General features: G+C 68.2%; 23 protein-coding genes. 10 read left to right on the top strand and 13 right to left on the bottom strand.

Going from position 1 to position 22,210, the window contains the following annotated elements:
- A partial coding sequence (locus tag QAR72_RS12640) for a lyase family protein (RefSeq protein WP_304617736.1) occupies positions 1 to 323 on the bottom strand: 323 nt, incomplete at its 3' end.
- Between the two features lie 22 nt (positions 324 to 345).
- Between QAR72_RS12640 and QAR72_RS12635 the strand changes: the two genes are divergently transcribed.
- Positions 346 to 897, top strand: coding sequence for a TlpA disulfide reductase family protein (locus QAR72_RS12635; RefSeq protein WP_304617735.1), 552 nt, complete (start codon positions 346 to 348; stop codon positions 895 to 897).
- Here QAR72_RS12635 and QAR72_RS12630 read toward each other — a convergent pair.
- Positions 869 to 1,456, bottom strand: coding sequence for a DNA-3-methyladenine glycosylase I (locus QAR72_RS12630; RefSeq protein ID WP_304617737.1), 588 nt, complete (start codon positions 1,454 to 1,456; stop codon positions 869 to 871). The genes QAR72_RS12635 and QAR72_RS12630 overlap by 29 nt on opposite strands.
- A 93-nt stretch (positions 1,457 to 1,549) precedes the next feature.
- On the opposite strand from QAR72_RS12630, the gene QAR72_RS12625 reads away from it, so the two are divergent.
- From QAR72_RS12625 to QAR72_RS12615, 3 genes are all read left to right on the top strand, one after another.
- Positions 1,550 to 2,365 (top strand): EAL domain-containing protein, encoded by an 816-nt coding sequence (locus QAR72_RS12625; RefSeq protein ID WP_304617734.1) that lies wholly within the window; start codon positions 1,550 to 1,552, stop codon positions 2,363 to 2,365.
- A gap of 109 nt (positions 2,366 to 2,474) precedes the next feature.
- Positions 2,475 to 3,647: an acetyl-CoA C-acetyltransferase gene (locus tag QAR72_RS12620; protein ID WP_304617733.1), complete on the top strand. Its 1,173-nt coding sequence runs from the start codon at positions 2,475 to 2,477 to the stop codon at positions 3,645 to 3,647.
- Between the two features lie 142 nt (positions 3,648 to 3,789).
- Entirely contained in the window at positions 3,790 to 4,515 is a 726-nt protein-coding gene (locus tag QAR72_RS12615; protein ID WP_304617732.1) for a beta-ketoacyl-ACP reductase, read from the top strand.
- A gap of 69 nt (positions 4,516 to 4,584) precedes the next feature.
- Here QAR72_RS12615 and QAR72_RS12610 read toward each other — a convergent pair whose 3' ends face one another.
- The 3 genes from QAR72_RS12610 to QAR72_RS12600 are packed head-to-tail and all read right to left on the bottom strand — an operon-like array spanning position 4,585 to position 5,768.
- Positions 4,585 to 4,749: a YdcH family protein gene (locus tag QAR72_RS12610; protein ID WP_304617731.1), complete on the bottom strand. Its 165-nt coding sequence runs from the start codon at positions 4,747 to 4,749 to the stop codon at positions 4,585 to 4,587.
- Between the two features lie 58 nt (positions 4,750 to 4,807).
- Positions 4,808 to 5,566 carry a tRNA1(Val) (adenine(37)-N6)-methyltransferase gene (locus QAR72_RS12605; protein WP_304617730.1) on the bottom strand — a complete coding sequence of 253 codons (759 nt, stop codon included), beginning with the start codon at positions 5,564 to 5,566 and terminating at the stop codon, positions 4,808 to 4,810.
- Positions 5,559 to 5,768 carry a putative signal transducing protein gene (locus QAR72_RS12600; protein ID WP_304617729.1) on the bottom strand — a complete coding sequence of 70 codons (210 nt, stop codon included), beginning with the start codon at positions 5,766 to 5,768 and terminating at the stop codon, positions 5,559 to 5,561. Before QAR72_RS12600 ends, QAR72_RS12605 begins: the two co-directional genes overlap by 8 nt.
- A 75-nt stretch (positions 5,769 to 5,843) precedes the next feature.
- On the opposite strand from QAR72_RS12600, the gene QAR72_RS12595 reads away from it, so the two are divergent.
- A complete protein-coding gene (locus QAR72_RS12595) occupies positions 5,844 to 6,845 on the top strand; it encodes a polyprenyl synthetase family protein (protein WP_304617728.1) in 1,002 nt (333 codons plus the stop codon).
- A gap of 138 nt (positions 6,846 to 6,983) precedes the next feature.
- Here the strand turns inward: QAR72_RS12595 and QAR72_RS12590 are convergent, their stop codons facing one another.
- Positions 6,984 to 8,330, bottom strand: coding sequence for an ammonium transporter (locus QAR72_RS12590; protein WP_304617727.1), 1,347 nt, complete (start codon positions 8,328 to 8,330; stop codon positions 6,984 to 6,986).
- Between the two features lie 266 nt (positions 8,331 to 8,596).
- On the opposite strand from QAR72_RS12590, the gene QAR72_RS12585 reads away from it, so the two are divergent.
- Both QAR72_RS12585 and QAR72_RS12580 read left to right on the top strand, forming a co-directional pair.
- On the top strand, positions 8,597 to 10,891 hold the full coding sequence (locus QAR72_RS12585) for a transglycosylase domain-containing protein (protein ID WP_304617726.1): 2,295 nt from the start codon (positions 8,597 to 8,599) through the stop codon (positions 10,889 to 10,891).
- 42 nt (positions 10,892 to 10,933) lie between these two features.
- Entirely contained in the window at positions 10,934 to 11,158 is a 225-nt protein-coding gene (locus QAR72_RS12580) for a putative hemolysin (RefSeq protein WP_304617725.1), read from the top strand.
- Positions 11,159 to 11,329: 171 nt separating this feature from the next.
- Here the strand turns inward: QAR72_RS12580 and QAR72_RS12575 are convergent, their stop codons facing one another.
- Entirely contained in the window at positions 11,330 to 11,950 is a 621-nt protein-coding gene (locus QAR72_RS12575) for an MlaC/ttg2D family ABC transporter substrate-binding protein (protein ID WP_304617724.1), read from the bottom strand.
- Positions 11,919 to 12,704, bottom strand: a complete 786-nt coding sequence (locus QAR72_RS12570) for an MlaA family lipoprotein (protein WP_304617723.1) — start codon at positions 12,702 to 12,704, stop codon at positions 11,919 to 11,921. The genes QAR72_RS12575 and QAR72_RS12570 overlap by 32 nt, the downstream gene beginning before the upstream one ends.
- Positions 12,705 to 12,834: 130 nt before the next feature.
- Between QAR72_RS12570 and QAR72_RS12565 the strand changes: the two genes are divergently transcribed.
- Together QAR72_RS12565 and QAR72_RS12560 are read left to right on the top strand one after the other, a co-directional pair.
- Positions 12,835 to 14,583 carry a type I secretion system permease/ATPase gene (locus QAR72_RS12565; RefSeq protein WP_304617722.1) on the top strand — a complete coding sequence of 583 codons (1,749 nt, stop codon included), beginning with the start codon at positions 12,835 to 12,837 and terminating at the stop codon, positions 14,581 to 14,583.
- Positions 14,580 to 15,887, top strand: coding sequence for an HlyD family type I secretion periplasmic adaptor subunit (locus QAR72_RS12560; RefSeq protein WP_304617721.1), 1,308 nt, complete (start codon positions 14,580 to 14,582; stop codon positions 15,885 to 15,887). Before QAR72_RS12565 ends, QAR72_RS12560 begins: the two co-directional genes overlap by 4 nt.
- 204 nt (positions 15,888 to 16,091) lie before the next feature.
- Here the strand turns inward: QAR72_RS12560 and rnr are convergent, their stop codons facing one another.
- Genes rnr through QAR72_RS12540 form a run of 4 tightly spaced genes read right to left on the bottom strand, consistent with a single transcriptional unit; the run spans position 16,092 to position 20,693 of the window.
- Entirely contained in the window at positions 16,092 to 18,338 is a 2,247-nt protein-coding gene (rnr, locus tag QAR72_RS12555) for a ribonuclease R (protein ID WP_304617720.1), read from the bottom strand.
- Between the two features lie 38 nt (positions 18,339 to 18,376).
- Entirely contained in the window at positions 18,377 to 18,793 is a 417-nt protein-coding gene (locus QAR72_RS12550) for a GNAT family N-acetyltransferase (protein ID WP_304617719.1), read from the bottom strand.
- Complete coding sequence (gene dapE, locus QAR72_RS12545) at positions 18,790 to 19,926, bottom strand: succinyl-diaminopimelate desuccinylase (protein ID WP_304617718.1); 1,137 nt, start codon at positions 19,924 to 19,926, stop codon at positions 18,790 to 18,792. Before dapE ends, QAR72_RS12550 begins: the two co-directional genes overlap by 4 nt.
- Entirely contained in the window at positions 19,923 to 20,693 is a 771-nt protein-coding gene (locus QAR72_RS12540; protein ID WP_304617717.1) for a sulfite exporter TauE/SafE family protein, read from the bottom strand. The genes dapE and QAR72_RS12540 overlap by 4 nt, the downstream gene beginning before the upstream one ends.
- Positions 20,694 to 21,006: 313 nt before the next feature.
- Here QAR72_RS12540 and QAR72_RS12535 point away from each other — a divergent pair, with 313 nt between their 5' ends.
- On the top strand, positions 21,007 to 21,456 hold the full coding sequence (locus QAR72_RS12535; RefSeq protein WP_304617716.1) for an META domain-containing protein: 450 nt from the start codon (positions 21,007 to 21,009) through the stop codon (positions 21,454 to 21,456).
- 31 nt (positions 21,457 to 21,487) lie between these two features.
- Here the strand turns inward: QAR72_RS12535 and recO are convergent, their stop codons facing one another.
- Entirely contained in the window at positions 21,488 to 22,204 is a 717-nt protein-coding gene (gene recO, locus QAR72_RS12530) for a DNA repair protein RecO (RefSeq protein WP_304617715.1), read from the bottom strand.
- Positions 22,205 to 22,210: the final 6 nt, after the last annotated feature.

The raw sequence follows: 22,210 nt of genomic DNA, 5'->3' as shown, positions 1-22,210 counted from the left end.
GCAGGTTCGCCGATGATCTCTTTCAGGCGGGCCTCCACGTTCATGTGGATGTCTTCCAGATCGGTGCGGAAGGGGAAATCGCCCGCCTCGATCTCTGACAAGACGGTGAGCAGGCCTTCCCCGATGGCCTTTGCATCGCTATCGCTGATGATGCCCGTGGCCGCCAGCATCGCGGCATGGGCCCGGCTGCCCCGGATATCCTGGGCGTAGAGCCGCCGGTCGAAGCCGATCGAGGCATTGATGGCCTCCATGATCGCGTCGGGTCCGGCGGCAAAGCGCCCGCCCCACATGCTGTTGGCAGAGGTCGCTGGCCGGTCTGTCATCAGGAAGTCCTTCGGAGGTCACATGCTTCGTTCCGCCCTGCTTTATACGGCCCTTGTTTTCGGTGCAAATGCGGCCTTCGCCGAACCCGACTGGCAGGCCGCACGCGAGGGCGGGCTGGACAAGCTGATCGTCGCCGACAGCCCAGTTCCGGTCAGCGATGTCACCTTCACCGACCGCGACGGCGGCGAACACAGCCTGGCCGACTGGCGCGGCAAGGTCGTGCTGCTGAACTTCTGGGCCACCTGGTGCGCCCCCTGCCGCGAGGAGATGCCCGCGCTCGACGAATTGCAGGCCGAGCTGGGCGGCGACGATTTCGAGGTCGTGACCATCGCCACCGGCCGCAACGCGGTGGATCGCATCGACGCCTTCTTCGCCGAGGTGGGCGTGGATCACCTGCCCGTGCTGCTGGACCCGCGCCAGCAGGTCGCGCGCGACATGGGCGTGATGGGCCTGCCCGTCACCGTGCTGATCGACCGCGAGGGCAATGAGGTCGCGCGCTATCTGGGCGATGCGGACTGGGCGTCGGATGCGGCGAAGGCCCTTGTCAGCCAGATGGTTGCGACAGCGCCGTGATCTCGGCATGCCGAAAGCAGCCGGTCAGGTGGTCGTTCACCAGCCCGCTGGCCTGCATGAAGGCCAGGACCGTGACCGGCCCGCAATAGCCGAAACCCCGTGCCTTCAGCGCCTTTGACAGCGCGGTTGATTCCGGCGTGGCAACCGGGATCGAAGCCGGGTCGGCGCGATCGTTCCGGATCGGCGCGCCCCCTGTGAAGGACCAGATCCAGCCGGAAAAGCCGCCCGGCTCCTGCGCCTCGATCTGCTGCCATGCGCGGGCGCCGCGAATCGCGGCCTCGATCTTGCCGCGATGGCGGATGATGCCGGGATTGGCCAAGGCCTGCGCGATCCGGGCCTCGTCCCATCGGGCGATGCGGTCGGGGTCGAAGCCCTCGAACTCGGCGCGAAAGGCGGGGCGCTTGCGCAAGACCGTGATCCAGCTGAGACCAGCTTGAAATCCTTCGAGAATCAGCGATTCCCACAGCGCGCGCCCGTCATGTTGCGGCACGCCCCATTCCCTGTCGTGATAGGCGACATACAGCGGATCGCTACCGCACCAGTTGCACCGAGTGATGATTTGTTAACCCTCCGGGCAGAAAACACTGAGCTTTAGGGCCAGGTTAAGACATGATGCGTTACCTGCAAGACGACCCATGCAACGAGGCCCGACATGACGGACATGTGCAACGACGCCGGCTCGCCGCTGGAAGGCGCGATCCGGCACCAGGATCTCATCACGCTGCCCGCTGTGCAGGCGGCCGTCGCGCGTGGCAGCGGCGTGCTGGCCTTCCAGCCCATCGTCCAGTCGCGCCAGACCGACCGGGTCGCCTTTTACGAGGGGCTGATCCGCATCATCGACGAGGCCGGGCGCCTCGTCCCGCTGAAGGATTTCATGCCCTTTGCCGAGGATAACGAGCTTGGCCGCCAGATTGACTGCCTGTCGCTGTCCCTGGGCCTGAACACGTTGCACGAGGATCCCGGATTGCGGCTGTCGATCAACATGTCCGCGCGTTCGGTCGTGCATGAGGGCTGGCTGGACACTCTGCGGACGGGGCTTGCAGCGGATTCGACCCTGGGCGAAAGGCTGATCCTGGAAATCACCGAAAGCTCGGCCATGGGCATGCCCGAGGCCGTGCTGGAATTCATGGCCGAGGTGCAGTCCCACGGGATCAGCCTTGCGCTGGACGATTTCGGGGCGGGCTACACCTCGTTCCGTTATCTGCGGGATTTCTGCTTCGACATGATCAAGATCGACGGCCAGTTCGTGCGCCAGATCGCCAATGACCGCGACAACCAGGTCCTGACCCGCGCGCTGCAGGCCATCGGCCACCATTTCGAGATGTTCACCGTGGCTGAACAGGTCGAGACGGCGGACGATGCCAGCTTCCTGATCGATCTGGGGATCGACTGCCTTCAGGGCTATTACTTCGGCGCCCCGACCATCGCGCCGCCGTGGAAAAACCCTCCTTCCGTCGCCCGCCGCTAGGGCACGGCGACCGGGGCCTGTGGCGCATGGCGCTTGACGTAGCGTTGCGAAACCGCATCCTGACGGGCGAAGCTCGGCCAGATCCGGCCAGATTGCCAAGGAGCCTGCAATGACCAAAGCCGTTATCGTCGCCGCTGCCCGCACACCCGTGGGCAGCTTCCTCGGATCGTTCGCGAACACCCCCGCCCATGATCTTGGCGCCGCGGTCCTGGCCGAGGTCGTCGCCCGCGCCGGGATCGACCCCTCCGAGGTCAGCGAGACGATCATGGGTCAGGTCCTGACCGCCGCGCAGGGCCAGAACCCCGCCCGTCAGGCCCATATCAAGGCCGGCCTGCCCAAGGAATCCTCGGCCTGGCTGATCAACCAGGTCTGCGGCTCGGGACTGCGCGCCGTGGCGCTGGCCGCGCAGCAGGTCATTCTGGGCGATGCGCGCGTCGTTCTGGCGGGGGGTCAGGAAAGCATGTCGCTGTCGACGCATGCCGCCTATCTGCGCGCCGGGCAGAAGATGGGCGACATGCAGATGATCGACACGATGATCCGCGACGGCCTGTGGGACGCCTTCAACGGCTATCACATGGGCCAGACTGCCGAAAACGTCGCCGCGCAATGGGAAATCTCGCGCGAGCAGCAGGACGAATTCGCGCTGGCCTCGCAGCACAAGGCCGAGGCCGCTCAGAAGGAAGGCCGCTTCGACGACGAGATCGTGGGCTTCACCGTCAAGACCCGCAAGGGCGACATCGTGGTGGACAAGGATGAATACATCCGCCACGGGGCCACGCTGGACAGCATGCAGAAGCTGCGCCCCGCCTTTACCAAGGATGGCAGCGTGACGGCGGCGAACGCCTCGGGCCTGAATGACGGCGCCGCCGCCGTGATGGTCATGACCGAGGACGAGGCCGCGCGCCGGGGCCTGACGCCGCTGGCCCGCATCGCCAGCTATGCCACCGCCGGTCTGGACCCGGCCATCATGGGCACCGGCCCCATCCCGGCCAGCCGCAAGGCGCTGGAAAAGGCGGGCTGGTCCGTCGGCGACCTGGATCTGGTCGAGGCGAACGAGGCTTTCGCGGCACAGGCCTGCGCGGTGAACAAGGATATGGGCTGGGACCCGTCCATCGTGAACGTCAATGGCGGCGCCATCGCCATCGGCCATCCGATCGGGGCCTCGGGCTGCCGCGTCCTGAACACGCTGCTCTTCGAGATGCGCCGCCGCGACGCGAAGAAGGGCCTTGCCACCCTGTGCATCGGCGGCGGCATGGGCGTCGCCATGTGCCTCGAGCGCTGAGCGAAACGGCATGGCGGCCGTGCTGCGGCCGCCATGCCTTCCCCTACGTCATCTTTGTGACATATTGTCGCCTATGCGACTTGCGGTGCCGACAACCGCCCCTTAGCCTGACCTTGCACTCGGCCAACAGAAGGGGGGAATTATGTCTAAAGTTGCACTGGTCACAGGCGGCTCGCGTGGCATCGGCGCGGCCATCTCGAAGGCGCTCAAGGAGGCAGGCTACACCGTCGCGGCCAATTACGCCGGCAATGACGACGCCGCGAAAGCCTTTACCGAGGAGACCGGCATCAAGACCTACAAATGGTCCGTCGCCGATTACGACGCCTGCGCCGCCGGCATCGCGCAGGTCGAGGCCGAGTTGGGCCCGATCGCGGTTCTGGTCAACAATGCCGGCATCACGCGCGATGCGATGTTCCACAAGATGACGCCGCAGCAGTGGAAAGAGGTCATCGACACGAACCTCACCGGCCTGTTCAACATGACCCACCCCGTCTGGACCGGCATGCGCGACCGCAAATTCGGCCGAATCATCAACATCAGCTCGATCAACGGGCAGAAGGGTCAGGCGGGCCAGGCCAATTACTCGGCCGCGAAATCGGGCGATCTGGGCTTCACCAAGGCCCTCGCGCAAGAGGGCGCGCGCGCCGGCATCACTGTCAACGCGATCTGCCCCGGCTATATCGGAACCGAGATGGTGCGCGCCATCGACGAAAAGGTGCTGAACGAGCGCATCATCCCGCAGATCCCCGTGGGCCGTCTGGGCGAGCCGGACGAGATCGCGCGCTGCGTGCTGTTCCTGGCCTCTGACGAGGCGGGCTTCATCACCGGCTCGACGATCAGCGCGAATGGCGGGCAGTATTTCGTCTGAACCTCGCCCAATGAACAAGGCCCGCGCGGATCGCGCGGGCCTTTTGATGTCCGGTGGCGGGGCTTGGGCTCAGTGGGCTAGCCGCTCGATCTGTTCCTTGAGGCGCAGCTTCTGCCGCTTCATCTGGGCAATTTCAAGATCGTTGCTGCCGGGGCTCTTCTGTGCCCGTTCGACAGCGTCCGACAGCATCTGATGCTTTCTGCGCAGTTCGTTGACATGGGATGAAACCGACATTCGCGTCCTCCTTCACATCTGACAGATGTGATCAGTGCAACACAGCTTTACGATTCTGTCACCAGTGTTTCGCGTCGATGTTACCGATCGCCATTCCGTCGCGCAGGAGCGCGCCGGCCTCTGGCGTCAGGTCCTCGCCATCCGCCGCATGGGTGGGCGCGGCGTGCAGGATCAGGGGCGCCAGCAGCCGCAAGGGCGCGCGCGAGCCCTTGCGTGCGCGGAGGATCACGCGCCCGGCCTCGCGCCCCGCGCGCGGCGCGACGGGCAGGATGGCCAGCCCCCCGGCACGCCCCGCCAGTGCCGCGATCACACCATCCAGCCGGTCGGCGCGCTGGATCAGCGTCAGCCAGCCGCCCGGACGCAGGCGCCGCAGCCCGGCCTCGATCCACAGGGCCAAGGGCGTGACCTCTTGACGCGCCAGCGCGCGGCCGGGATCGGGCGCGGCGGTGCCCGACAGGAAATAGGGCGGATTCATCATCACGTGATCGAAAGCCCGCGCCCGCAGCTCTGTGGGCGGGCGCGCCAGATCGCCGGTCAGCACCTCGAGCGCAAGGCCGTTCGCGGCGGCATTCGCACGCGCCAGCGCGGCGTAGCCTTCCTGCTGCTCAAGCCCGGTCAGCGTCGCGCCGGGCACCCGCCAGCCCAGGCAGAGGCTGGCCACCCCCGCCCCGCAGCCCAGTTCCAGCACCGATTGCCCTGATTTCGCTGGACAAGCCGCCGCCAGCATCACCGCATCCATCCCAGAGCGATAACCGCGCGCGGGCTGTTCGATCCGCAGGCGGCCGCCGAGAAAACCGTCGATCCGGGTCTCAGTCATCCAGCCCCGTATCGCGCAGGATGGCGCGCGCCATGAACAGGTCGCGATCAGCGACCATCACCCGGCGCGGCAGGATCCCGATCGAGCCTTCCAGCGCGCTCATGTGCTGATCGATCTCGAAGCAGCGGATGCCCTCGGATTCCAGCAGGCTGGTGGCGGCGGAAATACGGACCGGATCGGTGCTGCGGAAAAGCTCTTTCATGGCGCGAAAGCTAAGCTGCGGTTGCGTATTTGTCGATGGCGTGGCAATGCGAAACCGCAGAAACGGGGTGTCGCCATGACCGTGCAGGAGAATGTCCGCAAGCCGCTGGATCGTCTGGCCGAAACGCTGGCCGACGAGATGGAGGCGGTCGATGCCCTGATCCGCGAGCGGATGGCCAGCCAGCACGCCCCGCGCATCCCCGAAGTGACCGCGCATCTCATCGGCGCGGGGGGCAAACGGTTGCGGCCGATGCTGACCTTGGCCTCGGCGCGGCTGATGGGCTATTCCGGCCCCTGGCACGTGCATCTGGCCGCCACGGTCGAGTTCATCCACACCGCCACCCTGCTGCATGACGATGTCGTCGATGAAAGCCGCCAGCGGCGCGGGCGGCCGACCGCCAACCTGCTGTGGGACAACAAGTCCAGCGTGCTGGTCGGCGATTACCTGTTCGCGCGCAGCTTCCAGCTGATGGTCGAGCCGGGCAACATGCGCACGCTGGAAATCCTGGCCAATGCCAGCGCCACCATCGCCGAGGGCGAGGTGCTGCAATTGACCGCCGCGCAGGATCTGGCGACGGATGAAAGCGTTTATCTTCAGGTGGTTCGCGGCAAGACGGCCGCCCTGTTCTCGGCCGCGACCGAGGTTGGCGGGGTCATTGCGGGGGGCAGCGCGGATGAGGTCCGGGCGCTTTTCGATTACGGCGACGCGCTTGGGATCGCGTTCCAGATCGTTGACGACCTGCTGGATTACGGTGGCACGACCGATGCGATCGGCAAGAATGTCGGCGACGATTTCCGCGAGCGCAAGCTGACCCTGCCGGTCATCAAGGCGGTCGCGCAGGCCAGCCCCGAAGAGCGCGCCTTCTGGTCGCGCACGATCGAGGCGGGCGACCAGCGCGAAGGCGATCTGGACCATGCGCTGAGCCTGCTGGCGCGTCATGGCGCGATGGAGGCCGCGCGGCGCGATGCGCTGGATCATGCGGCGCGCGCGCGGGCCGCCCTGGCCGCGCTGCCCGATCATCCGATCCGCGAGATGCTGTCGGACCTGGCCGAATTCGTGGTCAGCCGCGTCGCGTGACACCCCCTCACCACCCGTCCACGGATGATGCACCGCGCGTGCACCGTTTGTGCACAGGCTTGATCGGCCTGCCAAAATGCGGAAGGGGCGAGCCGCTTGCGCGACCCGCCCCCTCTCCGGGAAGAGACCGTGTCAGGCTTATTTCGCCTGGACGAAATCGGGATAGGCTTCCATCCCCATCTCGCTGATGTCGAGACCGCTGATCTGCGCTTCCTGGCTGGCGCGGATGCCGATGGTCGCCTTGAGGACCAGCCAGACGATCAGGCTGGCGACGAAGACGAAGGCACCGATGGCGACCACGCCGACCAGCTGCGTGACGTAGCTCGCATCCGAATTGGTCGCCGGGACGATCAGCGTGCCCCAGATGCCGGCGGCCAGGTGGACCGGGATGGCGCCGACCACGTCGTCGATCTTGAGCTTGTCCAGCATCGGGACCGCGAAGACCACGATGATGCCGCCCACCGCGCCGATGGCCACGGCCGCCGGGATCGAGGGGGTCAGCGGCTCTGCCGTGATCGAGACGAGGCCCGCCAGCGCGCCGTTCAGCACCATGGTCAGGTCGACCTTGCCATACATGACCTGCATCAGCAGCATTGCGGCGACGGCACCGGCCGCGGCGGCCATGTTGGTGTTCACGAAGATGCGGCTGACATCGGCCACGTCATCGATCGTGCCCATGGCCAGTTGCGAGGCGCCGTTGAAGCCGAACCAGCCCATCCACAGGATGAACGTGCCAAGCGTGGCCAGCGCCAGGTTCGAGCCGGGCATCGGCTGCATCCGGCCATCGGCGCGATACTTGCCGTGACGGGCGCCCAGCACGATGGCCCCGGCCAGCGCCGCGAAGCCGCCCGCCGCATGGACCAGGGTCGAGCCCGCGAAATCGGCAAAGCCCATCTCGGACAGCCAGCCGCCGCCCCACTGCCAGCTGGCCTCGATCGGGTAGATCAGGCCGGTCAGGACGACGGTGAAGATCAGGAACGGCCACAGGCGCACGCGCTCGGCCAGGGTGCCCGAGACGATCGACGCGGTGGTGGCGCAGAACATGAGCTGGAAGAAGAAGTCCGAACCGACCGAATAGCTGTTTTCAAGATCGGCCTCGGCCACGGGATCGAGGCTGGCGAGGCTGAAGATCTCGCCGATCCAGCCGGTGATGGTCCAGTCGCCCGGATACATCAGGTTGTAGCCGATGATCCAGTACATCAGGGCCGCGATCGAGAAGAGGGCGATGTTCTTGGTCAGCTGCGTCGTCACGTTCTTCGAGCGGACCAGACCGGCCTCGAGCATGGCAAAGCCCGCCGCCATCCAGAACACCAGGATGCCGCCGATCAGGAACAGCAGCGTGTCGAAAATATAGGCCACCTCTGCCGTGACGGCCTCGGCCGCCGCGGCTGCGGTTTCGGGATCGGCTGGCAGGGCGTCCTGCGCGGCCGCGGGCAGCGCAAGAAGCGCCGTTGCCGCGACCAGTCCGGGAATCATCTGTTTCATCAGTCGTCACCTGTCTTCTGGACCTGCGGCCCGTGAAATCGACCGCCATCGCTGCTTTCATCCGCAATCGCCCCGGCTTTGCACAAGCGACGGGCGGGATGCTGCCGCGCAGAAACATCGGCTGGCGCGGAAACGGGCGAACTGGCGGTTGTATGCCCGTTTTCCGGGCAAATCACGGATTGGTCAGTGCAATTCCATCGCAGCGAATCTTGCTGTATGCTGCGCCGAATTTGGGCCGGAGAACACGGCCGGGCAGGAAAGCAGGCATGACAAAACCCACCGGCAGCCCGAACCGCACGGGCAAGCGCCCCGTCGCCGAAAAGCGCGCCTTTTCCGAGGAGAAGCCCGAACAGCCGCGCAAGGTGCGCCGGCACACGCCGCGCGGCCCGCGCCGCGGGGGCATCCTGGGCTGGTTCGCGGCGCTGGTCGTGCTGGTCTGGCGGATCGTCTGGGGATCGCTGTGGCGGCTGGCCATGGTGGTCGGCCTGATCATCGGATCGGCCACGGCCTATTTCTACGCCACCCTGCCCGATGCCGAGGATCTGTTCGACGGACGCGCGCGCGGCTCGGTGACGATGCTGGACCGCGACGGCCGCGTCTTTGCCTGGCGCGGCGAGACCTTCGGCGCGGTGACCGCCGACCAGATCGCCCCCGTCCTGAAAGAGGCTGTGATCGCCACCGAGGACCGGCGCTTCTACAGCCATCTGGGCATCAGCCCGCGCGGCATCGCCAGCGCCATCCGCATCAACATGGCCGCCGGACGCGGCCCGCTGGAGGGTCACGGCGGCTCGACCATCACGCAGCAGGTCGCCAAGCTGCTGTGCCTGGGCGAGACCTTCGACCCGACGCGCTTTGCCAACGAGGCCGAGTTCGAGGCCGATTGCCGCAGTGGCGGGGTGTGGCGCAAGATCAAGGAAGTCCCCTACGCCTTCGCGATGGAGGCCAAGTATTCCAAGGACGACATCCTCAACATCTACATGAACCGGTCCTATCTGGGTGCCGGGGCGCGCGGCTTCGAGGCCGCCAGCCAGCGTTACTTCAACAAGCCCGCAAGCCAGGTGAACGCCGCCGAATCCGCGATGCTGGCGGGCCTGCTGCGCGCGCCCAGCTATTACGCGCCGACCGCCAATCTGGCGCGCAGCCAGGCGCGGGCCAGCGTGATCCTGGGCCTGATGCAGGAAGAGGGCTATCTGACCGCCGAGGAGGTCGCCCATTACCGCGCCAATCCGGCGACGCTGTCGCAGGCCGCATCGGCGCGCGCGGGCGGGGCCTTTGCGGATTGGGTGATGGAATCGGGCCCCGGCTTCCTGACCAGCGAGACGACCGAGGACGTGACGATCACCACGACCTTTGACCAGCGCATCCAGCGCGCGGCCGAACGGGCAATGCAGCGCGTCTTCGACGAGAAAGTGCGCGACGGCTCGGCGGCGCAGGCCGCGGTGGTGATCATGTCGGCGGACGGCGCGGTGCGTGCCATGATCGGCGGGCGCGACACGCGCAGCCACGGCACGTTCAACCGCGCCACGCAGGCCAAGCGGCAGACCGGGTCGAGCTTCAAGCCCTTTGTCTATGCCGCCGCGCTGGAGGTGGGCTATTCGCCCAACGACACGGTGCAGGACGCGCCGCTGACGATCCGCATTCCCGGCGGGCGCAACTGGTCTCCGCAGAACTACAGCCGCAACTTCCGCGGCACGGTGACGCTGACGCAATCGCTGGCGCAGTCGCTGAACACCTCGACCATCCGCCTGCAAGAGGCCGTGGGCCGCGACCGCGTGCGCCAGATCGCCCATGATTTCGGCATCGTCAGCAACCTGACCACCAGCCCCTCGCTTGGGCTGGGCGCGTCCGAGGCGACGCTTCTGGAACTGACCGGCGCCTATGCGGGCATCCGCAACGGCGGCACCTCGGTCGCGCCCTATGGCGTGGTCAGCCTGACCATGCGCGGCGATGACCGCCCGCTGATGGGCCAGACCGGCGGCTTCGGGCAGCGGGTCATCAGCCAGCGCGCGGCGGGGCAGCTGATCTACATGATGCAGCAGGTGATCAGCTCGGGGACCGGCACGCGCGCCAAGCTGGGCTCGCGCCCTGTGGCGGGCAAGACCGGCACGACCAGCAGCTATCGCGACGCCTGGTTCGTCGGCTTCACCGAGCAATATGTCACCGGCGTCTGGATGGGCTATGACGACAACACGCCCCTGCAGGGCGTGACCGGCGGCGGCCTGCCCGCCGAGATCTGGCAGGCCGTCATGGCCGAGATCCACGAGGGGCTGCCGGAACTGCCGGTCTCGACCGTGTCGCCCGATGGCAGCGGGATCGTGCTGTCGCAGGGCGAGACGACCGGCCGCGTCGTGACCTACGGTTCGGCCGACGACCCGCTGGCCGCCGCCCTGGCCGACGTGATGAACACGATCGAGGCCGAGCGCACGGGCCAGGCCCCGCGCGAGATCACCGCCCCGACCGAGATCACCGGCGGCGCACCCCAGACGCCCGGATCAAGCAGCGCCGCCGACTCAGACGATGCGCTGACCCGCGCGCTGCAGGACATCCTGGGCAGCAACTAGACCCGCGCGCCGTCCCGTCGGGGCGGCGCCGATGACAGGGGGATGCCGATGAAGGCCCTGCCGATCCTTGCCCTTCCCGTGCTTGCCTTGACCGCCTGCGGGGCGGCGGGGCCGGACACGCCGAACGCCGCTAGCCGGTTCTGTGAGGATCTCGGCGGGCAGAGCCAGATCCGCGCCACGGCCCAGGGTGAGCGGGGCTTCTGCCTGATGCCGGACGGGCGGCTGATCGACGAATGGGATCTGTGGCGCAGCCGAAATCCGGGCTGAATCAGAAGCCCCGCTCCGACGATGTCGGGCGGGGCCTTGCGCGGTAGTCGATCATCCATTCTCTTCGCTGGCTCGGAACGCCGTCAGGCCTTGACCAGTGCCGCGCATGAGAGGTGAACCGGCGTGCCGCACCGCCGGTTCCGCCGCTGTGATCACAAGCGATTGAGCGGGTCAGCCCGCCTGACGCAATTCCGCCGCAAGACCGGCCACGCTGCCGCGCTGCCGCGCCAGAAGCGCGGCGATCTCGGCCCGCTCGGACGAGAGCAGGTTCACGCCCTCGATGATGATGTTGAAGAAGCGGACCTGACCCGACCGGTCCGAGACATGCCATTCGACCTCCATCGGGGCGCGGCCGCGCAGGTGGGCCACCGAGGTCACGGCGACGAAGCTTTTCAGCGGGCGCGCGCCCGTCACCTCGACCCGAGAGCCGATGAATTCGCGGAATCGGCGGCCGTATTTGCGCCCGACATAGCCCTGGAAGGCCTGACGATAGGCGGCGAATTCGGCGGGCGGAGTCTGGCGGGCGGCCGGGCCGAGGGCCGAGCGCGCCATCACGTCCACATCGGCATAGCGGGACAGGATATCCTCGAACCGGGCCAGCATGCGGTCGGTCGGCTCGCCGGTGTTGATGACGCGATAGACCTCGTCCACGGCGCGCTGGATATGGGCGCGGGCGGCCTCGACATTCTGGGCATGGGCCGAGGCGGGCATCATCGCCAGAAGCCCCGCCCCCGCCATCAGGCCCAGAAAGCCGCGACGGTCAATCCTCGTATGGGTCGATGACATCGTCATAGGGGTCGAAATCGTCACGGTCTTCTCCCAGTTCATGGCGGCGGTTCATCAGCCAGATCAGCCGCAATTGTGCATAGCTATCCGCACTGCCCTGCAGAACGCCATCCACACTATCGCCGAAACGTGCCCGTTCACCGGCTTTTGACGCGACGCGCAGGCCAAAGGCCGCCCGGCGGTCGCGCCCCGACAGCACGTTGTTCACCGGATCGATGACCAGATCGACCACCCTCCCCGTCGCATCCCGCGCGGTCGAGGGCCCGATCAGCGGCAATTCCAGATAGGCGCCCTCGGGGACGCCCCAGGTGGCGAGGGTGGCGCCGAAATCGGTGTCGCGCTCGGTCAGGCCGAAATTCTCGCCCGCCGGATCGAAGAGGCCCGCCAGACCGACCGTGCTGTTCACCGCGAAACGCGCCAGATTGCGGCCAGCATCGCCGGGGCGGCCTTGCAGAAGGCCGTTCACGCTCTTGCCCGGCAGCGACAGGTTGCGGCCGGCATTGACGACCATCTGCATGGGCCCGATCGGGTCCGACGGGTCGCGGGGCCGGGCCTCGCCGCTGCCGCGCAGGCGATTCGCCACGGGCGCGATCAGGGTGGCATCGACCCCCTTGTTGAAGGCGTGGATGCGGCGGTTCGCGCCCTCGTAGGGGTCGTTGATGAGGATGCCGTCCTGCATCTGCGGCGCGCTGGCGCAACCGGCCAGCGTCAGGGCCAGAAAAATCGGCCCGAGGCGGGCGGCGGGCAAGGAAATCTTCATCTTCTACCGCGATGTTTTGGCTGACGGGGTGGCTGGGACGGTGATAGGTCTGGCGCCGGGGCCGGGCAAGCCCTGTCTGCGGGCCACGGCCCGGCTGGGCGGAAACCGGCGCGAAAGGGTATTGTCAACGATGTCATTCGAGGCGGGTTTCGCGCGCGGCGCCGAGGAATTGCGCAGGGCGCGTGCGGCGGGGCTGGGCCTTGTCCTGGCGATCGGGCTGTTCTCGGCGGTGGTGAACCTGCTGATGCTGACCGGGCCGGTCTTCATGCTGCAGGTCTATGACCGGGTGCTGGCCTCGCGCTCGGTCGAGACCTTGGCGGCGCTGTTCCTGCTGGTGGCGTTTCTCTATCTGCTGATGGGGGTGCTGGACTGGTCGCGCAACCGGGTGATGACCCGCGTGGCGGCGCGCTTCCAGCAGCGGATCGAAGGGCGCGTCTTCGCCGCCGCCCTGCGCGAGGGCGCGGTGCGGCAGGAGGCCGAGGCCGCCACCGGCGGGCTGCGCGATCTGGATGCGGTGGGGCGCTTTCTGGCCTCGCCGGTGCTGATGGCGCTGTTCGACCTGCCCTGGGCGCCGCTGTTTCTGGCGGTGATCTTCGTGTTTCACCCGCTTCTGGGCGCGGTGGCGCTGGTCGGCGGCGTGGTGCTGGTGCTGGCGATGGTGGCGACGCGGCGCCTGACGCGCGCGCCGTTGCAGAATGCCGCCCTGTCGGCGGCGCAGGCGCAGCGCATGGCCGATCTGTTCCGCGACCAAGGCGAGGCCGTGGGCGCGCTTGGCATGCAGGGCGCCACGCATCGCCGCTGGCGGGCCCTGCGCGATCAGGCGCAGCGTCATGCGGTGGCTGGCGCGGATCGCGGCGCGGGCATGGCGGTGTTCTCGCGCAGTTTCAGGCTGTTCCTGCAAAGCGCGCTGCTGGCGGCGGGGGCCTGGCTGGTGCTGCGCAACGAATTGACGCCGGGCGCGATGATCGCCAGTTCCATCATGATGGGCCGCGCTCTGGCACCGATCGACCAGCTGGTCGGCGGCTGGCCCTCGGTGCAGGCGGCGCAGGATGGCTGGGCGCGGCTGGCGGGGCTGCTGGGGCGCAACCCGCCCGAGGCGCCGCGCACCCCCCTGCCCCGCCCCGAGGCACGGATCGAGGTGCGCAACCTGACCGTCGCGCCGCCGGGCGAGGCGGTGCCGGTCCTGCGGGGCGTGTCGCTGGCGATCGGGCCGGGTCAGGCGCTCGGGGTGATCGGCGCGTCCGGAGCGGGCAAGTCGACGCTGGCCCGCGCGCTGATCGGGGCTTGGGCGCCGGCCTCGGGACAGGTGCGGCTGGGCGGCGCGACGCTGGACCAATATGCGCCCGACATGCTGGGCGCGCTGATCGGCTATCTGCCGCAGCAGGTGACGCTGTTCGACGGCACCATCGCCGAGAACATCGCCCGGCTGGACCCCCATCCCGATGCCGACCGCGTGGTCCGCGCGGCCCAGGCGGCGGATGCGCATCAGATGATCCTGGACCTGCCGCAGGGCTATGACACGCGGATCAGCCAGACGGGCGGGCGGCTCTCGGGCGGGCAGATCCAGCGGATAGGGCTGGCGCGGGCGCTTTATCCCGACCCGGTGATGCTGGTTCTGGACGAGCCGAACGCCAATCTGGACAATCAGGGATCCGAGGCGCTGAACCGCGCGATCCGGCGGATCAAGGCGCAGGGCGGCGCGGTGGTGATCATGGCGCATCGCCCGGCCGCGATCAACGAATGCGAGTTGCTTCTGGTGCTGGAACAGGGCTGGCGGCGCGCCTTCGGGCCGCGCGACCGCGTGCTGCAGGAGATGGTCGAGAACTCGGCACAGATCCTGCGCGCGCAAGAGGCCGGGCGGCAGGGAGGCGTGACATGAGCGGCGATGGCGAACAGGGCTGGCCGGTCCGCGCGCCGGTTCTGGTGGGGCTTCTGGCGCTGGCGGTGCTGGTGGCGGGGCTTGCACTCTGGGGCACCGGCGCGCGGATCAGCGGCGCGGTCGTCGCCAGCGGCCAGGTCGAGGTCGAGCAGCAGCGTCAGGTCGTCCAGCACCCCGATGGCGGGGTCGTCGCGCGCATCGCCGCGTCAGAGGGCATGACGGTCGCGGCGGGCGATCTGCTGATCGCGCTGGACGGGGCACTGCTGCAATCCGAACTGGCCATCGTCGAGGGACAGTATTTCGAGATTCTCGCCCGCCGCGGCCGGCTGGAGGCCGAGCGGGACGAGGCCGAGGCCCCGGATTTCCCCGACGAGCTGGCCGCAGGCGCGGCGGAACAGCCCGCGCTGGCCAGCCTGATCGAGGGGCAGACGAGCCTCTTCCTGTCGCGCCGCGAGACGCTGCGCCAGTCGCTGGAGCAGTTGGCCACCCAATCGGAGCAGATCGGCTCGGAGATCGCGGGGATCGACGCGCAGATGCGGGCGCTGTCGACGCAGGGCACGCTGATCGGGCAGGAATTGCGCGACCAGCGCAGCCTGCTGGATCGCGGTCTGGCGCAGGCCTCGCGCGTGCTGGCGCTGGAGCGTGAGGCCGCTCGCCTTGAGGGAGAGTTGGGCGCGCTGCAGGCGCAGCGGGCGGCGGCGCAGATCCGGCGCACCGAGATCGGCATCCAGAGCCTGCGCCTTGGCGCGGCGCGGCGCGAGCAGGCCGAGACCGAGCTGCGCGATCTGGGCTATCGCGAACTGGAACTGGCCGAACGGCGCCGGGCGCTGGCCGAACGCATCGCCCGGCTGGAGATCCGCGCGCCGGTCGCGGGGATCGTCCACAACATGCAGGTGACGACCCCGCGTTCGGTCGTGCGCGGCGCCGAGCCGCTTCTGTATCTGGTGCCGCAGGACCGGCCGCTGCAGATCGGCGCGCGGATCGCCACGATCAATGTGGACGAATTGCAGATCGGGCAGGCGGTCTCGCTGCGGTTCTCGGCCTTTTCGGCGCGCACCACGCCCGAGATCACGGGCCGGCTGGAACGGGTTTCGGCCGATGCGCTGACCGATCCGACGACCGGCGCGCCCTTTTACCGCGCCGAGATCACCATCCCGCCCGAGGAACTGGCCCGGCTGGGCGGGCTGGTTCTGGTTCCGGGGATGCCGGTCGAGATCTACATCCGCACCTCGGAACGCAGCCCGCTGGCCTATCTGATGAAGCCGCTGACCGATTACTTCAACCGCGCCTTTCGCGAAAGCTGACGATGGTAGGGATAGGCCTCTGGGTCTGTTGACGGCGACCGAAAAGCGGGCGGATTGACCTCGGCCATCCCTGTCGGTCCCGGTGATCCTGTTCGGCCTGACGGGTTGCATGGCCCCTTCCTGGTTTGTCCATGCGGATGGGACAGCCGGGGGCGCTTTGCCCTCCGACGACCAGAATCTGAGTGAAGCAGAAGGCGCCCTGCCTCAGTCGCGCTTGCGCCGACGTTTCGAGGCGCGCTTGATTTCGGCCAGCCGCGCCTTGGTCGAGACGCGGCCCGGGCTGCGGCCCCGGCGGCCCTTCTGCGGGCCGCGCGGCAGGGGCTGGCCGTCAAGTTCCAGCAATTCCAGCGTCAGCCCGCCGGTCATCGGCACGGCCTCGGCCAGACGCACGGTCACGCGCTGACCGATGCCGATTTCCAGCCCGGTATCGCTGCCCAGAAGGGTCTGGGTCGCGGGGTCGTAATGGAAATATTCCTGCCCGATCGACCGGATCGGCAGCAGCCCGTCCGCGCCGCTTTCGTCCAGCCGCACGAAGGCGCCGAATTTCTGCACGCCGTTGATCCGGCCGGTCATCTCGGAGCCAACGCGTTCGGACAGCCAGGCCGCCAGATAGCGGTCGGTCGTGTCGCGTTCGGCGGCCATGCTGCGGCGCTCGGTCTCGCTGATATGCTTGGCGGTCTCGGGCAGGCGCTCGATCTGGGCCTCGTCCAGCCCGTCCTTGCCCCAGCCATGGGCCGAGATCAGCGCGCGATGCACGACCAGATCGGCATAGCGTCGGATGGGCGAGGTGAAATGCGCGTAGCTTTTCAGCGCCAGCCCGAAATGGCCGAAATTCTCGGGGTGGTAATAGGCCTGCGTCATGGAACGCAGGGTCGAGATGTTGATGAGTTCGTCGAAATCGCTGCCTTCGGCCTGGGCCAGCAGGCGGTTCAGGTGGCTGGTCATCAGCACTTGACCCTTGGCCAAGGTGAAGCCAGAAGCCTGCGCCACCTCGCGCAGGGCGTCGATCTTGTCGAGGCTGGGTTCTTCGTGGACGCGGAACAGCAGCGGCTTGCCGCGCCGGGTCAGTTCCTCGGAGGCCGCGACATTGGCGAGGACCATGAATTCCTCGATCAGCTTGTGGGCGTCGAAGCGTTCGCGGAAATTGACCGACTGCACGCGGCCATCCGGGGTCAGTTCGATCCGGCGTTCGGGCAGGTCCAGATCCAGCGGCTGACGCCGCGAGCGGGCGTCCCGCAGCAGGCCGTAAGCGTGCCAGAGCGGGCGGATCACGCTGTCGATCAGCGGCGCGGTCTGGTCGTCGGGATTGCCGTCGGCGGCCGCCTGGGCCTGTTCATAGGCCAGGCTGGCGCGGCTGTGCATGATGCCGCGGTGGAACTTGTGGCTGACCTTGTTGCCTTGGGCATCCAGCCGCATCCGCACCGCGATGACGGGGCGGTCCACGCCTTCATGCAGCGAGCAGAGATCGGCCGACAGGGCCTCGGGCAACATCGGCACGACGCGGTCGGGGAAATAGGTCGAGTTGCCGCGCTTCCATGCCTCGCGGTCCAGCGCGCTGTTGGGGCGGACGTAATGGGCGACATCGGCGATGGCGACCCAGATCGTCGCGCCGCCGTCATCCTCGATCCGGGCAGCGACGGCGTCGTCATGGTCGCGCGCATCCGAGGGGTCGATCGTGACCAGCGGCAGGTCGCGCAGATCCTCGCGCCCCTGGACGGGGGCGGGGGTGGCGGCCTCGGCCTCTTTCAGGACGGTTTCGGGGAATTCGTCGGGGATGCCGTGCTGGTGGATCGCGATCAGGCTGACCGCGCGGGGCGCCGAGGCATCGCCCAGACGTTCGATGATCCGGGCCAGCGGCAGGCCAAGGCGCGCGCGGGGGCCCATCTGTTCGGCCTGGACCAGTTCGCCATCCTCGGCGCCAAGGGTCGCATCCTCGCGCACGCGCCATTCCTTGTCCTGCCCCTTGTCGATGGGCAGGATGCGGCCCCCCTGGCTTTCGCGGCGGAAGATGCCGGTGATGCGGTTCGCGCTGGCGGTGATGCGGCGGATCAGCCGGGCCTCGTAATTGTGATCCTCGGCCTGGACGGCGATCAAGCGGCCCAGAAAGCGGTCGCCCCGGCCCAGCGCGGGATCGGTCCGGCGCGGCAGGTAGAGGATTCGCGGCAGCGCGCCCTCGCCCCGCCATTCCAGCGGCCGCGCGAACAGATCGCCCGACCCGTCGGGGGCCAGCAGTTCCAGCACCGTGACCGGGGGCAGCGCCTCGGCGTCCAGATAATGGCGGCGGCGGCGTTCCAGCGCGCCCTCGGCCTCCATCTCCTTGAGCAGGCGCTTCAGCTCGATCCGGGCGGCGCCCTTGATGCCGAAGGCCTTGGCGATGTCGCGCTTGGAATTGGCCTCGGGGTTGTCGGCCACCCATTCGAGGATCTGGGCCTTGCTGGGGATCTGGGTCATGTCCTGCCTTGTCATCAAGCGCAACGCGCGGCCCGCGATCAGAGTTCGCGGCTCATGTCACGATGCGGGATGCCCGCATCGTCGTAAACCGGGCCATGCGCCGCAAAGCCCAGTTTCTCGTAGAACCCGATCGCATGGGTCTGCGACGACAGCGAGGCGCGCCGGATGCCGGGCCTCGCCCGCAGCGCGTCCAGCGCGGCCCGCATCAGCGCCGCACCAAGGCCGCGCCCGCGCGCCTCGGCCAGAACCGCGACGCGGCCGATCTTGCCCGTGTCGCCCTTGAGGATCAGCCGCGCCGTGCCAAGGGGCTGGCCGTCCTCATGCGCCAGAAGGTGGACGGCCATGGCGTCCAGATCGTCCATCTCGTCGGCTTCGGGGACGTTCTGTTCCTCGATGAAGACGCGGCGGCGCAGGGCGTGGCAGGCCGCCAGATCCGCAGTTTCCTCGATGATCATGCGAAATACCGTTCCAGGATGCGCTGATAGATCGCCTTCAGCTGGTGGACCTGTTCCACCGGCACGCGTTCGTCAATCTGGTGCATGTGGTGGCCGACAAGGCCGAATTCCACGACCGGGCAGTGATCCTTGACGAAACGCGCATCCGAGGTCCCGCCCGAGGTGGACAGGACCGGCTGGCGCCCGGTCTCAAGGCCCACGACATCGCGGACCAGATCGACAAAGGGGCCGGGTGCGGTCAGGAAGGCCTCGCCCGAGATCTGGGCCTCGACCGTCAGCGTGACGCCGGTTTCCGCGCTGATCCGGGCGGCGTGGTCGCGCAGGCGTTCTGTCAGCGAGGCGCCGGTATGCAGGTCGTTGAAGCGGATGTTCACCACCGCCCGCGCCGTTTCCGGGATCACGTTCGAGGCCGGGTTGCCGCAATCGATCGTGGTGATCTGCAGGCCCGAGGGGTCGAAATGCGCGGTGCCCTGATCCAGCGGCGCGGTGGTCAGTTCGGCCAGCATCCGCGTCAGCGCGTGCAGCGGGTTCTTGGCCCGATGCGGATAGGCGGCATGGCCCTGCACGCCGCGCGCCGCGATGGTGAAGGTGGCGGACCCCCGGCGGCCGATCTTCATCATCTCGCCCATCAGGTCGGGATTGGTCGGCTCGCCCACGATGCAGACATCCATGCGTTCGCCCGCCTCCTCCATCCAGTCGAGGATGGCGATGGTGCCGTCGCGGCCGGGGCCTTCCTCGTCCCCGGTGAGGGTCAGGATGACGGCGCCGTCGGGGGGCGTCTGGCGGGTGAAGTCGATGGCGGCGGCGACGAAGGCCGCGACGCCCGATTTCATGTCGGTCGCGCCGCGCCCCCAGATCACGCCATCCTTGACATGGCCGGAAAAGGGCGGATGCGTCCAGGATGCCGGATCGCCGGTCGGAACAACATCGGTATGGCCGTTGAAGCCGAAGGTCCGCGCACCCTTGGCGCCCCAGCGCGCGAACAGGTTCGGCGTGCCGTTCCGGTCGATGCGACGGGTTTCGAACCCGGCCTCGCGCAGAAGCGCGTCCAGCAGGGTCAGCGCGCCGCCTTCCTCGGGGGTGACGGAGGGGCAGCGGATCAGGCGGGCGGTCAGGTCGGCAGGGTCGGTCATGCGAAAGGTCCGGTTTCAAGGGCGCGACGGATCAGGTTCAGCCCGGTCAGGATGAGAAGGATCAGCGTCCAGCGGCGAAACTGCGCCACATCCAGCCGGTCCTGCAAGGCAAAGCCCGCCTTCATGCCGGCAATGGCGGGCAGGCAGAGCAGCGCGGACAGGGGCAGCGTCGCCGGGTTCAGCACGCCCGAGACCAGATGCGCCCCGGTCAGCACCACCGCGCCGATCAGGAAGACGACGCCCTGCACGCGCACCTGTTCGCGTTTGTCGGTGCCGATGGACAGCAGATAGACGATCAGCGGCGGCCCCCAGATCCCGGAAATGCCGCCGTAAAGCCCGCCGATGACGCCCGAGACGGCCTCGGCCCGTTTCCGGTGGCGCAGGTTCAGGACCAGCGGCCGGCCCGACAATTGCCAGATCGCAAAGGCGGTGATCGGCACGCCCAGAAGCCCATACATCAGCCATTGCGGGATCGCGGTCGCAAAGCCCGCCGAGACGCAGATGAACAGCGCCACCATCGCGATATGCAGCCGGAACTTGCGGATCGAGCCGATGGCGGCCTGGCGACCGTCGCGAAAGCTCTGCTGCACGTTGGTGATCAGCGTGGGCAGGATCATCGCGGCCAGCGCGACCATGGCGGGCATGATCGAGCCGAAGGCCGAGATCATGATCATCGGCATGGCAAAGCCCAACGCGCCCTTGACGAAGCCCGCGAAGGCAGTGACCCCGATGGCCGCCAGGATTTGCCAGAGCTCCAGTCCGAACATGCGGCGGACGCTACAGGCCGCGCCGGGAAAGGAAAAGGCCACGAATCGCGCGGGGCGGTCCGGGGCTGACGAAAAGATGATCCATGCCAAGGGTTTGCCCCTCTGGCTGTGGGAATTGGGCAACGCCGCGCGGCAGCGATGCCACAGGCGGGGTCGGAAAAATCCAGCAGCCATCGCGCGTTCCGGCCCGGCGCGGGTGCCTGCGGCGCCCCCTGCGCGCCACCGCCGCGTCATTCCCGCATGCAAGAGACTGGCGCGACGGGGAAAAGATGTCTAATCCGGTCCGGTATTTCCCGCTGTCAAGGAGTAAAAGATGCCCAGCCTCCGCCTTGCCGCCCCGATCCTGGCCGCGATGACGCTTGCCGCCTGCAACAACCAGCCCGCAGGCGATCCGATGGGCGGCCTGCCCGCCAACGATTACGTGCTGGTCGGGATCGGCAACGGCACCGTGCCGCTGCGCAACATCACCCTGACGCTGCGCCCCGAAGGCGTGTCGGGCCGCACCCCCTGCAACGGCTACGCCGCGCGCAACACCGTGCCGCTGCCCGCCGTCGCCTTCGAGACGATCCAGACGACCGGCGTCACGAACTGCAAGGACGCCGCGATCGAGCAGCGTTACCTGAACGCCCTGCAACAGGCGAACGAGATGGAGTATTTCGGCGGCGTGCTGCGGATCAAGGGGCCGACATGGCTGATCTTTGAAAGCGGCCGTCCGGCCGACATGGCAACCGACGCCCTGTCGCAGGCGCGCGGCAACCAGTGATCCTGCCGGGCGCGCTGCGGCGCGCCCGATCTCAGCGGGCCAGCCGGCGCAGCAGGCGCGCGCGGGCCTCGGGCAGGGGGCGGCCAACCATCTCCTCGGCCAGGCGCGCATGCAGGAAATGGCCGGTGATGGCGAGGCCCTCGGCCAGACCCCTGCCGCGATTGTCGCCTGCCCCGCCCATGATCGCGGGCAAGGGCAGCAGCCGATCCGCCCATTCCCCCGCCCCCGCCCGGCTGACCGCCCGCCCCGAACGCGGGCTGACATAGGCCAGCCCCTCGCGTGCGCCGGTCACCGCACAGGCCGTCAGGTCGAGGCCCAGGCCAAGCTCGTCCAGCAGCAGCATCTCCCACTCCAGGTAATCGGCGGGCCAGTCGGCGGCGCGATCCATCAGGTCCAGCAGCCGCTCGGTCGCCAAAGCCAGCCTGGGATGGGGGTCGCGTTCGGGCAGGGCAAAGACCAGAAGCGCACAGACCGCGTTCAGACCGGCCAGCGCCAGAGGGTCGGCCATCAGGCCCGCGCGCAGGCGCAGGGGCTCGGCCGTCAGGGTGCCCAGCTGGTCATCGCGCCGCGCCCGCCAGCGCAGGGCCAGCCGCGCCCCCGGCTGCAGCATCGCGGCGCGCTTCTGCGACGCTCCGCCCGGCACAAGGCCGGCATGGCGGCCATGTTCTGCGGTCAGCACGTCGATGATCACGGCGTTCTCGCCATGGGGGCGGCGCGTCAGGACGGTGCCCTCGGCCTGCCATTCCAATTGCGG

The sequence above is a fragment of the Paracoccus sp. (in: a-proteobacteria) genome, from assembly GCF_030604785.1.
Classification (GTDB): Bacteria; Pseudomonadota; Alphaproteobacteria; order Rhodobacterales; family Rhodobacteraceae; genus Paracoccus.
This window is presented reverse-complemented; position numbering and strand designations above follow the sequence as displayed.

Coding starts and splice junctions, on each gene's coding strand:
- QAR72_RS12635 (WP_304617735.1), top strand. CDS start 346: ATGCTTCGTTCCGCCCTGCTTTATACGGCCCTTGTTTTCGGTGCAAAT.
- QAR72_RS12625 (WP_304617734.1), top strand. CDS start 1,550: ATGACGGACATGTGCAACGACGCCGGCTCGCCGCTGGAAGGCGCGATC.
- QAR72_RS12620 (WP_304617733.1), top strand. CDS start 2,475: ATGACCAAAGCCGTTATCGTCGCCGCTGCCCGCACACCCGTGGGCAGC.
- QAR72_RS12615 (WP_304617732.1), top strand. CDS start 3,790: ATGTCTAAAGTTGCACTGGTCACAGGCGGCTCGCGTGGCATCGGCGCG.
- QAR72_RS12610 (WP_304617731.1), bottom strand. CDS start 4,749: ATGTCGGTTTCATCCCATGTCAACGAACTGCGCAGAAAGCATCAGATG.
- QAR72_RS12605 (WP_304617730.1), bottom strand. CDS start 5,566: ATGACTGAGACCCGGATCGACGGTTTTCTCGGCGGCCGCCTGCGGATC.
- QAR72_RS12600 (WP_304617729.1), bottom strand. CDS start 5,768: ATGAAAGAGCTTTTCCGCAGCACCGATCCGGTCCGTATTTCCGCCGCC.
- QAR72_RS12595 (WP_304617728.1), top strand. CDS start 5,844: ATGACCGTGCAGGAGAATGTCCGCAAGCCGCTGGATCGTCTGGCCGAA.
- QAR72_RS12590 (WP_304617727.1), bottom strand. CDS start 8,330: ATGAAACAGATGATTCCCGGACTGGTCGCGGCAACGGCGCTTCTTGCG.
- QAR72_RS12585 (WP_304617726.1), top strand. CDS start 8,597: ATGACAAAACCCACCGGCAGCCCGAACCGCACGGGCAAGCGCCCCGTC.
- QAR72_RS12580 (WP_304617725.1), top strand. CDS start 10,934: ATGCCGATGAAGGCCCTGCCGATCCTTGCCCTTCCCGTGCTTGCCTTG.
- QAR72_RS12575 (WP_304617724.1), bottom strand. CDS start 11,950: ATGACGATGTCATCGACCCATACGAGGATTGACCGTCGCGGCTTTCTG.
- QAR72_RS12570 (WP_304617723.1), bottom strand. CDS start 12,704: ATGAAGATTTCCTTGCCCGCCGCCCGCCTCGGGCCGATTTTTCTGGCC.
- QAR72_RS12565 (WP_304617722.1), top strand. CDS start 12,835: ATGTCATTCGAGGCGGGTTTCGCGCGCGGCGCCGAGGAATTGCGCAGG.
- QAR72_RS12560 (WP_304617721.1), top strand. CDS start 14,580: ATGAGCGGCGATGGCGAACAGGGCTGGCCGGTCCGCGCGCCGGTTCTG.
- rnr (WP_304617720.1), bottom strand. CDS start 18,338: ATGACCCAGATCCCCAGCAAGGCCCAGATCCTCGAATGGGTGGCCGAC.
- QAR72_RS12550 (WP_304617719.1), bottom strand. CDS start 18,793: ATGATCATCGAGGAAACTGCGGATCTGGCGGCCTGCCACGCCCTGCGC.
- dapE (WP_304617718.1), bottom strand. CDS start 19,926: ATGACCGACCCTGCCGACCTGACCGCCCGCCTGATCCGCTGCCCCTCC.
- QAR72_RS12540 (WP_304617717.1), bottom strand. CDS start 20,693: ATGTTCGGACTGGAGCTCTGGCAAATCCTGGCGGCCATCGGGGTCACT.
- QAR72_RS12535 (WP_304617716.1), top strand. CDS start 21,007: ATGCCCAGCCTCCGCCTTGCCGCCCCGATCCTGGCCGCGATGACGCTT.